Annotated in this window: 14 protein-coding genes; 6 read left to right on the top strand and 8 right to left on the bottom strand. The window is 53.8% G+C overall.

The annotated features are described in order from the left end of the window. Positions 1 to 21: 21 nt before the first annotated feature. Positions 22 to 948 (top strand): transaldolase, encoded by a 927-nt coding sequence (tal, locus tag RGW60_RS04110; protein WP_322202400.1) that lies wholly within the window; start codon positions 22 to 24, stop codon positions 946 to 948. An 85-nt stretch (positions 949 to 1,033) separates the two neighbouring features. On the opposite strand, the gene rssC is transcribed toward tal, so the two are convergent. Continuing rightward, positions 1,034 to 1,516 carry an anti-sigma factor antagonist RssC gene (gene rssC / locus RGW60_RS04105; RefSeq protein WP_299832100.1) on the bottom strand — a complete coding sequence of 161 codons (483 nt, stop codon included), beginning with the start codon at positions 1,514 to 1,516 and terminating at the stop codon, positions 1,034 to 1,036. After that, positions 1,516 to 2,697 (bottom strand): two-component system response regulator RssB, encoded by a 1,182-nt coding sequence (rssB, locus tag RGW60_RS04100; protein ID WP_322206837.1) that lies wholly within the window; start codon positions 2,695 to 2,697, stop codon positions 1,516 to 1,518. Before rssB ends, rssC begins: the two co-directional genes overlap by 1 nt. Positions 2,698 to 2,966: 269 nt before the next feature. Between rssB and RGW60_RS04095 the strand changes: the two genes are divergently transcribed. Continuing rightward, positions 2,967 to 3,266, top strand: coding sequence for a PilZ domain-containing protein (locus RGW60_RS04095; RefSeq protein ID WP_322202397.1), 300 nt, complete (start codon positions 2,967 to 2,969; stop codon positions 3,264 to 3,266). 74 nt (positions 3,267 to 3,340) lie between these two features. On the opposite strand, the gene RGW60_RS04090 is transcribed toward RGW60_RS04095, so the two are convergent. Next, positions 3,341 to 4,042, bottom strand: a complete 702-nt coding sequence (locus RGW60_RS04090) for a VacJ family lipoprotein (protein ID WP_322202395.1) — start codon at positions 4,040 to 4,042, stop codon at positions 3,341 to 3,343. Between the two features lie 200 nt (positions 4,043 to 4,242). Between RGW60_RS04090 and RGW60_RS04085 the strand changes: the two genes are divergently transcribed. Both RGW60_RS04085 and RGW60_RS04080 read left to right on the top strand, forming a co-directional pair. Beyond that, positions 4,243 to 4,905: an HAD family phosphatase gene (locus RGW60_RS04085; protein WP_322202393.1), complete on the top strand. Its 663-nt coding sequence runs from the start codon at positions 4,243 to 4,245 to the stop codon at positions 4,903 to 4,905. 123 nt (positions 4,906 to 5,028) lie between these two features. After that, positions 5,029 to 5,292, top strand: a complete 264-nt coding sequence (locus tag RGW60_RS04080) for a DUF4404 family protein (protein ID WP_322202391.1) — start codon at positions 5,029 to 5,031, stop codon at positions 5,290 to 5,292. A 55-nt stretch (positions 5,293 to 5,347) separates the two neighbouring features. Here RGW60_RS04080 and queF read toward each other — a convergent pair whose 3' ends face one another. From queF to RGW60_RS04060, 4 genes are all read right to left on the bottom strand, one after another. Beyond that, positions 5,348 to 6,178, bottom strand: coding sequence for an NADPH-dependent 7-cyano-7-deazaguanine reductase QueF (gene queF, locus RGW60_RS04075; protein WP_322202389.1), 831 nt, complete (start codon positions 6,176 to 6,178; stop codon positions 5,348 to 5,350). 273 nt (positions 6,179 to 6,451) lie between these two features. Continuing rightward, positions 6,452 to 7,699, bottom strand: a complete 1,248-nt coding sequence (locus RGW60_RS04070; protein ID WP_322202387.1) for a lipoprotein-releasing ABC transporter permease subunit — start codon at positions 7,697 to 7,699, stop codon at positions 6,452 to 6,454. Between the two features lie 60 nt (positions 7,700 to 7,759). Further along, positions 7,760 to 8,443, bottom strand: coding sequence for a lipoprotein-releasing ABC transporter ATP-binding protein LolD (lolD, locus tag RGW60_RS04065; protein ID WP_322202386.1), 684 nt, complete (start codon positions 8,441 to 8,443; stop codon positions 7,760 to 7,762). A 7-nt stretch (positions 8,444 to 8,450) separates the two neighbouring features. Next, the gene (locus RGW60_RS04060; RefSeq protein ID WP_322202384.1) at positions 8,451 to 9,701 is read right to left on the bottom strand and encodes a lipoprotein-releasing ABC transporter permease subunit; all 1,251 of its coding nucleotides are present in this window, start codon (positions 9,699 to 9,701) and stop codon (positions 8,451 to 8,453) included. 93 nt (positions 9,702 to 9,794) lie between these two features. Between RGW60_RS04060 and RGW60_RS04055 the strand changes: the two genes are divergently transcribed. Both RGW60_RS04055 and RGW60_RS04050 read left to right on the top strand, forming a co-directional pair. After that, the gene (locus tag RGW60_RS04055) at positions 9,795 to 10,382 is read left to right on the top strand and encodes a PilZ domain-containing protein (RefSeq protein WP_322202382.1); all 588 of its coding nucleotides are present in this window, start codon (positions 9,795 to 9,797) and stop codon (positions 10,380 to 10,382) included. Positions 10,383 to 10,514: 132 nt separating this feature from the next. Continuing rightward, positions 10,515 to 11,237, top strand: coding sequence for a glycerophosphodiester phosphodiesterase (locus tag RGW60_RS04050; RefSeq protein ID WP_322202380.1), 723 nt, complete (start codon positions 10,515 to 10,517; stop codon positions 11,235 to 11,237). Positions 11,238 to 11,279: 42 nt separating this feature from the next. Here RGW60_RS04050 and sthA read toward each other — a convergent pair whose 3' ends face one another. Next, positions 11,280 to 12,674 (bottom strand): Si-specific NAD(P)(+) transhydrogenase, encoded by a 1,395-nt coding sequence (gene sthA / locus RGW60_RS04045; RefSeq protein ID WP_322202378.1) that lies wholly within the window; start codon positions 12,672 to 12,674, stop codon positions 11,280 to 11,282. Positions 12,675 to 12,699: the final 25 nt, after the last annotated feature.

The raw sequence follows: 12,699 nt of genomic DNA, 5'->3' as shown, positions 1-12,699 counted from the left end.
CGCACAGGACAGAGCACACTCATGACTTCCAAGCTGGAACAACTCAAGAAAATCACCACTGTAGTCGCCGACACCGGCGACTTTGATGCCATCGCCCGCCTTAAGCCGGTGGATGCCACGACCAACCCATCTTTATTACTCAAGGCCGCTTCAAGTTCGAGCAACGATGAGTTGCTCCAGGAAGCGTTCAAAGGCAGCAAGAACGATATTGGCTTGGCCTGCGACCGTTTCGCCGTCGCAATCGGTCAGAAAATTCTTAAAGTCGTACCGGGTCGTGTGTCTACTGAAGTAGATTCCCGCCTCTCGTTCGATACTAACGCCATGATCGAACGTGGCGAACGCCTTATCGGTTTGTATGACGAAGCCGGCATCGGTCGCGAGCGGATACTGATCAAACTTGCATCGACCTGGGAAGGCATACGTGCCGCCGAGAAGCTGGAAAAAAGCGGCATCCAGACCAACCTCACCCTGTTGTTCTCATTTGCTCAGGCAGTAGCCTGTGCTGAAGCGGGTGTGTTTTTGATCTCCCCGTTTGTGGGCAGAATTTACGACTGGTACAAAAAATCAGCCGGCCACGACTTCGTAGGCGCCGATGATCCTGGCGTGCAGTCGGTGAGCAAGATCTACAACTACTACAAGTCCAACGACTACAAGACCGTGGTGATGGGCGCCAGCTTCCGCAACCTGAGCCAGATCGAGCAACTAGCCGGCTGTGATCGCCTGACCATCAGCCCAGACCTGCTGGAGCAACTATCTAAAGACATGGGCACGCTAGAGCGCAAACTTGCTCCGGGCAACTCCGGCGAACCGCGTCAAAGCTTGACTGAAAATCAGTTCCGCTGGGCATCGAACGAAGACGCCATGGCGACTGAGAAATTGGCTGAAGGTATTCGTCAGTTCGCTCGCGACCAAGAAAAGCTTGAGGCATTGCTCGCCGCCAAGGCTTGAATGCGCAAAAGGGCGGTACCTCTAGAGGGTCCGCCCTTTTTTTACGCCTGCGATTTGTGATTACTGACGCGCGGCGTTAGGGGTCTCAGTGCCGCTCAAGGGCATTGACCAGATCATGAAACGCTTCACGATTTGAGTCGTTGAGGCCCATTAAAATCTTGTGCGCTTCCAACACCTTCGCTTTTACCACTTCCTCGGATTGATCTTGCGATGGCAAATCCGTCAACGATTCAGGGCAGCGAATCGGCCGATCGACGATGTTGAATACCTGATCAAAACCCATCGACTGCAATAGCCGAGTAATGTCTTCGTGGGTGGTGACGACAGTCGGCAGAAGTCCAACTTTTTGCCGGGACATAATCGACAGCTTGGCCAGCAAGCCGAGCGTTGTGCTGTCTATGCTACGGGTTTCAGTCAAATCGATAATGATTGCTGAAAAATTCCGCGACGTGAAAATTCTTTCAATAGTTGTATCCAAAGCCGAACAAAGCGTAAGTCGTACTTCCCCGACGAATTTGAGAATAAACGTGCCTGCTTGCTCGGCGAACTGGATTCTACCGGTACTCATTAAAGGTTCCTGCTCAACACCAACAAGGCGATATCATCCGGCATCTCCCCTAGCGTGGCCAATCCAAACACTTGACGCAGACCATCCAGGCTGCCGCCTGCCGCTTTCACCAACTGAGGTAAAACGGCTTCTTTCTCTTTGAGTGTATCACCCGGTAAAAGGTCCAATATCCCATCGGACAGCAAGGTCAGACTGAATGCTTCAGGCAAATCCAACACGTGATCCTGATAGGTTGCCTCATTGAACAGCCCTACCGGAAGGCCTCGACCTTCCAGATAGTGCACTTCAGTTGGCGTGTACATAATCGGTAGGGGTAAATGGCCTCCGATGCTGTAGGTCAATTTTCCGGTTTCTTCGTCTATGACGCCGCCAACCATGGTGACATGCTTACCTAGGTTGCAGTTGATCAATCCACGATTTATGTGACCTAGCACTTCTGAAGGCTTGAAGTCAGGCATGGTGCCGTTGCGCTTGAATTCAAACATCAAGCGCGTCGTCATGAATTTCAACAATACTGTGACGAATGCTGATGAAGCCCCGTGCCCAGATACGTCAGCCAAATAGAAGGCTACCCGGCGCTCATCAACCCGGAAATAGTCCACGAAATCGCCAGAGAGGTACAGCGACGGAATGATCTCGTGCGCGAACTGGAACTCGCCTACCTCCCACGGATTGACCGGCAGCATATTCATCTGCACCTGGCGACCAGCGTTCTGGTCTTCCTGGAGCAAGTGCAAACTAGCTTCGAGTTCACGGTTAGCGGTTTCGAGCTTTTGTCGATAGCGTTGGTTTTCCAGCAGCAAACGAGCTCGATCCAAGGCTCTACGCACTGAATGCTCGAGCACTGCCAGATCTTCCAGCGGCTTGACCAAGTAATCTGCCGCGCCCAGACGCAAAGCCTCGACAGCATCGTTCATAACACCAGCGCCGGAAACGACGATGACTGGCATCTCAGGGGCGAGGTCTGTTACCTGACGGATAAGTTCGAGGCCGCCCACCTGAGGCATACGCAGGTCGCAGATCACTAGATCGGGCTTTTTTTGCTCGAAGATCTGAAGGCCCTGCAAGCCATTGCTCGCTTGCAGGACACTGAAGCCACTGTCTTCCAAATAGGCGGCGATGCTCGCTCGCACTACTTCGTCGTCATCGATTATCAGCAGCGTGGCACTGGTTTTCTGCATGTGGGCAAACGGCGCCAGGGGTAGGTTGGCGTAGGCGATTCGGATCACCCGGATCGCATACTGGATTCGCTTCTAGCCTCTCTAAAACGCCAGCAACAGACTTTACCATCGCTGATATTGCCATTCAGAGGTGCCCTTTAAGGCGCAGACGGTACTCCCATCCGACGGGCGTTTCAAGCTCATGCCCGTGGCGCCTTGGAGTCTTTACATCACAAATCACAGAGAGTTATAAGAACAGACAAATCAGCAACTAAATCGAAGGACTAACCATGAGCCAAAATGATCGGGACTACACGGAAAAGAGAGATTACATTCGAATGCGTGTGGATGCCGATATCACCTTGTTGTACGCAGGCCAGGTCGTTCCTGCAATCTGTGTAGACCTGTCAAGCTCGGGCATGCAGGTGCAGGTGCCGCGGGCTTTCAATGTAGGAGACAAGCTAAATGTACGCATTGATTCAGACCATTCTTCCCTCAAAGGATTAGAAGCGAAAACTGAAGTGGTCTGGCTGGTGGCTCAGGAAGACGGTGGCCAGAAACTGGGGCTCACCATTATTTCGATGAATTGATACAATTTTTTTCCTTGCGCGCTTATTGAATAAAAAAGGCGACCTCAGGGTCGCCTTTTTTAAATTTAGAACGATTAGAAATCGTCTTTGACCTTTCCGTCTTTTACCTTGAACTCGCGGCTTTGCAAGTAAGCATTACGGATGAACGTATACTTGTCACCATTGATCAACTTCTCAGCCGACAGCAGGCTGGCGCGGGTATCGACAATATCCAGCGCCTCAAGCGAGTTACGCCAGGAGATATCATTCATGTAGTGGTAAGGCGAGTCGTAGGTATCAGGGAACCTGGCAAGGCCATCACGCACGGTGCTTGGGCCTAGCAACGGCAGCATCACGTAGGGACCGCTGGAAACACCCCAGTAACCCAGGGTCTGACCGAAGTCTTCGTCATTACGCTGCAAACCCATTCGAGTACCGACGTCAATGAAACCAGCAACACCCAACGTGGTGTTCAACAGCAAGCGCGCTGTGTCGACCCCAGCGGCGTGTGGTTTGGCTTGCAGGACATCGTTAGCAAAGTTGCGGACGTCGCCGATATTGTTGAAGAAGTTATGGATACCATCTTCAACGAATCGCGGAGTGATGAACTCATACCCCTGGGCCAGAGGTTTTAGCGCATACATATCAAGCGTGTCATTGAAGCGAAATATTACGCGGTTGACGCCTTCCCACGGATCTTCATCCGCCGCTTGGGCTGCCGAAGGGACCAGTGCTACACCGCCGATAAAGCACAGTAGAGCCAGACGATTGATAAAGCCTGCACCAGTCACGGGCATAGCTAACACTCCTAGTTAATGGGTCGGGCTCTTGCCCTGCACGTCAAGGTCAGCAGTATAAAGCCTTCGGCAACATTTTTGGCAGCCTCTCTGGCACTGATAGTGCTAATGCACAAAATCGATAGCTCCGTGCTCATATAGCATTCATCTAACTGTCACAAAGGCTCCGTAGCGTAGGAGAATATTTCAGGGACGCCACTATGCCTGCGCCACACGCCCTACATTTGACTGCACCCGCTCCCACCTTCACCGCGCTGCTTTTCGGCCTCAGCGGCTGCTTAGTGGACTTTGGCGCTTGCGCATCGTCGTCGACCAGTAGTGCCCTCAACGCTCAACTCGAAAGCCAAGTCGATAAGCTCGATGAGTACGCCAGCATCACGCTTGGGTCCCTAGCGATTTTGCAAACACTTAATCGCCAAGGGGTGCCCTGCGCCTGGATGGATGAATTACCCGAAAACTTAAGCCATCTTCTCGCCAGGCCACTAGGAAGCTGGATCAAACCGGCAGTCCGCTCTAGCACATGCGCAGACTGGCCGGCACCTGATGCCTGCTGGCAAGCGTTAATGAGCCTTAACGTGCAGCAGCTGGACGGATGCGTCTTAGTCAGCGGCGACCCACGGCTGCTGCAGTCAGCGCTAAATGCAGGGCTTTGGACTGTCGGCTTGGCAACCTGCGGCCCACTTTGCGGTTTGTCACCCAAAGATTGGCACGCACTTAATGATGCCGAGCGCGAATACCGGCGAGGCCAGGCCACCCTGCAGCTATACAGCCTTGGCGTCCATTCTGTGATAGATCACGTGGGCGAACTAGCGTCGTGCCTTGCAGACATCACCTTGCGTCGGACGAAGGGTGAGAAGCCCTAATCAGATCTGTTTGATCAAGATCATGCACTTAGAAGCGGAGTGGATTAGTCTTACGCACATCAAGGACCTTTTAGCCCTGTGCAAGGGTCCATGCCAGAGCCTATCCATAAAAGGGAGCACGCTATGCCTGCCCGCGAACTGCAAGACCAACTCAATACTTTGCGCGAGCAATTGGAGAAAAATCCACCGCTTTCAGAATCTGAACGTCAGAATCTGCACGATCTGATAATGCAAATCGAGGATAAAATCCAACTGGAATCGATGACTCAGGACGCAAGTCTGTCCGACGGCGTCAACCTTGCTGTTGAGCGCTTCGAACTAAAGCACCCTGCTATTGCCGTGACACTGCGCAATATTGTGCAAACCCTCGGCAATATTGGAATTTAAATTTTTTGAGGTTTGATTTTCTGTAAAAAAACCCGTTCAGCGACGGGTTTTTTATTTACTGCCGCGCCAGCCGGCGATTCTCATAACGAATCGATTCAGTGCTGCGGTAGGGATTGATATCTAACCCGCCCCGCCGCACGTAACGCGCGTAAACCGTCAACTTTTCCGGTTTTAAAAGATGGTGCAGATCAAGAAAAATTCGCTCGACGCATTGCTCGTGAAAATCGGAATGCTGACGAAAGCTAACGATATAAGCCAACAGGCTTGCAGGATCGAGCGCCAACCCGCGGTACTCAACAACAACGCTGCCCCAGTCGGGTTGACTGGTGACTGGACAGTTGGATTTAAGCAAATGACTGTGCAGGCTTTCTTCCACCACCCGCGATTCATCGAAACGCAGTAATTCGGGGCGTGGGGCCTCATAACTGCTGACACTGATATCCAAGTCATCGATGCAAGCGCCTGGCAGCGATGCCAACCCTTCGCTTTCAATCTCCGCCAGACTGCGAATACGCACGCCCACTGCCTTACCTGCGGCTGCCGACAAGTCTTTTTCAAGCACTGCGACCAGCGTCCCAGCGTCAGTGAACACGGTTTGATTCAGCGAATTGAGGTAGAGCTTGAATGACTTGGATTCTATGATGTTCGCAGAGTCCGCCGGAATACTGAACTCGCCGACGGCAACTACCGGCTTGCCGGACGGCAACAACCAGGACAGCTCATAGCAGTTCCAGAAGTCAACACCTTGGTAGGGCAACGTCTGGGCCGTCAGACCTAATTCCGCCCATTTCGCGGCACGCGGAATCTGGAACAACAATGACGGCTTATAAGTAGCAATGTATTCACTGGACTTGCCCAGCGGCGAATGTTCGGCTGCGGGATACATAACATAGACCTGACTAATTTATCCCGACGAGTTTATAGGGTTTGCCCTTGATTTTCAGCGTCTCGTCGAGGATCTCGATCCTTACTCACGATTACCGCCTGATAATGTCCGGGATATTGCAAGCATTCAAGGCCGCCAGCCTTGCTGACCAAAACTAGACACTTCATCTACCTAGGCCAGCCAGGGCAGACTTAACGCAGACGTCCCTATAGCGACAAACAAACGGAAAGCGCAGACATAAACTCTCCATATAGAATCTCTAATACCCAAATATCACTCGTACCGCAGAGCATATGCTGGCTGGATCTGGGCCGCCCGCCAGGCTGGGTACAGGGTAGCCAGAAAGCTCAAGATAAACCCGGCGCTGCAAATCAAAACGACATCGCCGCCCTGCAATTGGGAAGGCAAGTTATTAACGAAGTATACGTCCGAACTGAAGATATGCTGACCGCTGACTCGCTCCAACCAGCCAACCATCGCACTGACATTGATCGCAGCAATGACCCCCAGAACACCGCCGATCAACGTGCCTACGATCCCGATAACGGTGCCCTGAACCATGAAAATGGTCATGATCTGTCCAGGCGTGGCGCCGATCGTACGCAGAATCGCGATGTCGGCGCCCTTATCATTAACCACCATGATCAACGTCGCGATAATGTTGAAGGCCGCGACGGCCACAATCATCAGCAGCAATAGACCGATCATGGTCTTTTCCATCTTCATGGCGCTGAACAGACTGCCTTGAGTATGGGTCCAGTCATCGGCCCGATAATCAGCGCCCAAACCGGCAACGACTGACGCCGACACTTGGGGAGCGGTGTATAAATCTTTTAGCGCCAACCGCACGCCTTGCACTTGATTCGGCTGCCAATGCTGTATTTGCGCAGCGTCAGCCACGTTGATCAAAGCCATCGTGCCGTCGAGTTCGGCGCCGACCTTGAACACGCCAACCACTGTCAGACGCTGCAGGCGCGGTGTAATGCCGCCAGCCGCCGAGGCGCTGGCTTCCGGGACGATCAGGGTAACTTTGTCGCCTACATTCAAACGAAACCGTCTGGCGGTTATTTCACCTACCACAACACCAAACGCTCCCGCCTTAAGGTCTTCCAGACGGCCTTGAGTGATGTGTTGGGCAACAATCGATACTTGGTGTTCCAGCGCTGGATCGACGCCGCTAACCTGAATCGGCTGCATCGATCCCTTATACGAGAACATGCCGTCCATTTCGGTAAACGGAACGGCAGCGGTCACTTCAGGATTCTTCAGTGCCGCTGTCGCCACGGGCTTCCAGTCATTTAGCGGCGTCACGCCATCAATGACGGCGTGCGGCACCATGCCGAGAATCCTCGAACTCATCTCACGCTGAAAGCCGTTCATGACCGACAACACAACGATCATAGCCAGAACCCCCAACGCAAGGCCGATCATCGAGGTCATGGAAATAAACGAAATAAAATGATTGCGGCGCTTGGCGCGGGTATAGCGCATGCCAATAAAGATCGATAACGGTCTGAACATTCGCGGAGCACCGTAAAAAGTGTGGAGACCCGACGCCGTCAGGGGCGTCGGGTTGATGGGTCAGCCTTCGACCAGTCGACCTTCTTCAAGGCGCAATACACGGTCCATCTGGCTGGCCAGATTCATGTCATGAGTCACCACCAAAAACGCCGTGCGCGACGAGGTGCTGAGCTCCAGCATCAAATCTTGAATCCCCTGAGCCGTGTGTTGATCGAGGTTACCCGTGGGTTCGTCGAGCATTACCAGACCCGGCTGATTGACTAACGCCCGGGCAATCGCCACGCGTTGCCGCTCGCCACCGGACAACTCTGACGGTTTATGCGCCAGCCGATGCCCAAGCCCCACGCGTTGCAGCAAGACGGTAGCGCGTTGGCGTGCTTCCGGGATCGCCGTACGGCCGATCAAAAGCGGCATACAGACGTTTTCCAATGCGGTAAATTCAGGCAGCAAGTGGTGGAACTGGTACACAAAACCCAGCGACCGGTTGCGCAGCAGCCCGCGAGCTTTTTCACCCAACGCCGACAGCTCTTCGCCCGCCAGCCACACACTGCCTTGCGAAGGAGTATCCAAACCGCCCAACAAATTGAGCAGCGTACTTTTACCGGAGCCCGAGCTGCCGACAATCGCCACGCGCTCGCCAGGGTGCAATTCCAACTGCAAGTCCGATAGGACCACCACAGACTCCGGGCCCTCCTCGTAGGATTTGCCTAGATTGCGGCAACTCAGCACTGCTTTATCACTCATGCCCGACTCACTCATAACGTAACGCCTCCGCCGGCTGGGTGCGCGCGGCACGCCAGGCTGGATATAAGGTGGCGAGAAAACTCAAAACCAACGCGGCACCGCAGACCAGAACCACATCTTCAGCCATCAGCTGGGACGGCAGATAGTCGATGAAGTAGACATCTGAACTGAGAAACTTGTGACCGATCAGGCCTTCTAGGGCGGAAATGGCTGCGCTGACATTAAGTGCGGCAAAGATGCCGACCAGCGCGCCAATCAACGTCCCGACAACACCAATGACCGTGCCTTGGACCATGAAAATACCCATGATTTGCCCAGGTGTGGCGCCAAGAGTACGCAAGATCGCGATATCGCCCTTTTTATCGTTGACCACCATCACCAGCGTAGAAATGATGTTGAACGCCGCAACCGCGACGATCAGCAGCAATAACAGACCGATCATGGCTTTTTCCATACGGATCGCTTGATACAGATTGCCATGGGTGCGGGTCCAGTCACGGGCATAAAACTCGTGATCGCCCAGCTTCTGAGCAATTTCCCATGCAACGCGTGGCGCCTGAAACAAGTCATCAAACTTGAGACGCAACCCTTGCACCTGATTTGGCTTCCAGCGATGCAGACGCGCCAAATCAGTCAGGTTGGTCAGGCCGAGGTAACCATCCAGCTCGCCAGCGCCGACGTGAAAAATACCGACCACAGTAAAACGCTTCATTCTCGGAAAGATGCCACCGGGCGTTACGGTGACTTCCGGGGTAACGAACGTGACCTTGTCGCCCATGCCCACACCGAGGTTGGTGGCGGCCTTGTCACCGATCACAATCCCGAAGCTGCCCGGCGTCAGCTCGTCGAGGCGACCCTGCTGCATGAAGTTATCGATAATGGAGACTTTTCGCTCCTCGACGGGATCGATCGCGTCCAGTAATACCTTCTGCACTTTGCCGTTGCTGGTCAGCAATCCCTGCATTTGAGTAAAAGGCGCAACCGCCTGCACCTCAGGGTGCGCCTTGACCTTTTCAGCCAGTGCATGCCAGTCGTTGATAGGTTGATCACCCTCAATCGTGGCGTGGGGCACCATGCCGAGGACGCGGGTTCGCATCTCATGATCGAACCCATTCATCACCGACAACACGACAATCATCACAACCACGCCAAGGGCAAGGCCGATCATCGACGTCAGGGAAATGAAAGAGACAAAATGATTACGACGTTTCGCACGGGTATAACGCGTGCCAATAAATACAAAAAGAGGTCTGAACATTTAGGGGCTTGTTCGCAGGAATAGGAACGTCCTTGTGGCGAGGCTCAACGAGCAGCCTTACACTCAGACCACCGCCGCTACCATGGGTTCGCCATGTCGACATTAGATGAAGAAGATCGCCGCGAATACTACCGTATCGAGGACACGATCGCACTGGAAATAAACCATACAACCGGCTCTGACCCAGGCCATAAGGCGCCCGCGCAGGACACATCCATTTTGTTCGGTCTGCTCAGCGAGCTGCATGTCAGCGAGTTCGAGTCTCAGCATTTGCTGCGCCAGCTTGGCGAAAAAGACCGCGTGCTGAATAGCTTTCTGAAAGCCCTGAGCAGGCGTATCGATTTACTTGGGCAAGTGGTTGCACATACCGCTCTAGGCAGCGTAGGCGAGCCCCAACGGGTAAAGCTGTCCGAAGGCGGTGTGCAGTTCCATCATCCGCTACCTATTCCGGCGGGCACTCAACTGTCGATTAAGATGGTGTTATTACCCGAGGCAAGAGGCCTTATGGTGAACGCGAAAGTCACGCACTGTGACGCCCATGAAATTGGCAGTTTCGAAATCGGTACCGAGTTCGAAGACCTCTCGGATGCTCAACGACAGCTGCTTGCCAGACACATTCTGCAACGACAATCCCAGCAACGGCGCTTGGCGAAAGATCAAAGTGAGATCCAGGAGTCATAAGAGTGCCGAGGCTAGCGAATAGCGCCGCCGCTGCCCTCACTAATGATTTATTCCCATGGATATTCAGACCGGCTGTCGAAGCCCGACCCTTTTCAATCTTGATTAATCTACCGACGCCCATAAGGACTAAACGTGACGCTCATTTATGGCCACCGCGGCGCCAAAGGCGAAGCACCGGAAAACACTTTGACCAGTTTCAAGGAATGCCTCAAGCATGGCGTCCGTCGTTGTGAACTGGACCTGCACCTGTCGCTGGACGGCGAGTTAATGGTCATTCACGATTCGACACTCAAGCGCACCACGGATCGGCGCGGCAAGGTCGTAGAACACTTATCTGCCGACTTGGTAACCTATGACGCACGCAAGGGAGGTCCAGGCTGGGTACAGCCTTGCCCCGTTCCGCGCTTGGAAGAGTTATTCGAAACCTGTGATTTCGACCATTGGCAGTTAGAGGTCAAAAGCGCCTCGCGTACCCGCGCCGCGACTACCGTACTAGCGATTCGCGAGATGGCGCAACGTCACGGCCTGCTGGAAAAAGTGACGGTGACGTCCAGTTCCCGGGAGGTGCTGCGCGCGGCGCTGAACCTGACTCCCGATCTGTCTAGGGGGTTAGTTGCTGAATACGCTTGGCTCGACCCGTTGAAAGTCGCGCACAGTTATGGCTGCACATTGTTGGCGTTGAACTGGACGCTATGTACACCGGAGAGGTTGCAAAAGGCACAACGTCAGGGCTTGCATGTATCAGTGTGGACAGTCAACGAACCCGCGCTAATGCGCAGGCTCGCAGACTTCGGCGTAGACAGCCTGATTACAGACTTTCCCGGTTTGGCCACCGCCACGCTCGGGAATCACTGAAATCGGTCCCCCCGACCGGCTCAGGCCACCGGCCGGAGCCGCTTAAAAAAGCCGGTTAAGACCATCGTAAGCAGCTACCCGATAGGCTTCGGCCATGGTCGGGTAGTTAAACGTGGTGTTGACGAAGTACTTCAACGTATTGGCCTCGCCCGGCTGGTTCATGATCGCCTGACCGATGTGCACAATCTCTGATGCCTGGTCACCGAAACAATGCACGCCCAACACTTGCAGCGTGTCTCGATGGAACAGAATTTTTAACATGCCTACCGGTTCGCCGGAGATCTGCGCCCGCGCCATGCCTTTAAAGAATGCCTTGCCAACTTCGTAAGGGACCTTCGCTTGAGTCAGCTCGTGCTCGTTTTTACCGATCGAGCTGATCTCAGGTATCGTATAAATGCCGGTCGGCACGTCGTTGACAAAGCGCCAGCTGCCGTTATCGACCACACTGCCCGCCGCCGATCGCCCTTGGTCATAAGCGGCACTGGCCAAACTTGGCCAGCCGATCACGTCGCCGGCGCCATAGATGGTTGGCACACTGGTACGGTAGCTTTCATCGACTTCAATCTGACCACGACCGTTGGCTTTAATACCGACGTTCTCCAGACCTAGCTTGTCAGTGTTACCGGTCCGACCATTACACCAAAGCAAAGCGTCAGCCTTGATTTTCTTACCCGACTTGAGGTGCAGGATCACTCCGTTTTCCAAGCCTTCAACCTTTTCGTAATCTTCGTTATGACGAACCATCACGTTGTTGTTGCTGAAGTGGTAGCTCAGTGCCTGGGCTATTTCCGAATCCAGAAAGCTCAGTAACTGCTCACGGTTGTCCACCAACTCAACCATCACGCCTAGCCCGCTGAATATCGAGGCGTATTCGCAGCCGATAACGCCAGCGCCATAGATAATCAATTTACGCGGGGTATGTCCGAGACTAAGGATGGTGTCGCTGTCGTAAATTCGCTTATGAGAGAAGTCGATATCCGCCGGACGATAAGGGCGAGAGCCCGTGGCGATAATGACTTGGCTGGCGACCAGCTTTTCCACTGCGCCATTGGCGCACACCACGTCGACCGTGCGCTCATCAGCAAAACTTCCGGTGCCGAAAAAAACATCAACTCGGTTACGGGCGTAGTAACCGGTACGCGAGGCCACCTGTTTATTGATCACCTTTTCGGCGTTTTTCAATACGTCCGGAAATGAAAACCAGCGCGGCTCACCAATAGCCCGAAACATCGGATTGGTATTGAATTGGATAATCTGCTTGACCGAGTGACGCAGTGCCTTGGATGGGATAGTGCCAAGGTGAGTGCAGTTGCCGCCAACCTGCTGACGGCTATCGACCATCGCGACTTTGCGCCCTGCTTTCGCAGCGTTCATTGCCGCTCCTTCTCCCGCAGGACCGGAACCCAGTACCACTACGTCGTAGTTGTAAACAGCCATGCGTACTCCTATAGAACGGGCCGAA

It is taken from the genome of Pseudomonas sp. AB6 (genome assembly GCF_034314105.1).
Taxonomy (GTDB): domain Bacteria; phylum Pseudomonadota; class Gammaproteobacteria; order Pseudomonadales; family Pseudomonadaceae; genus Aquipseudomonas.
Note: the sequence above shows the minus strand (reverse complement) of the source record. Positions and strands in the feature narration are given on the sequence as shown.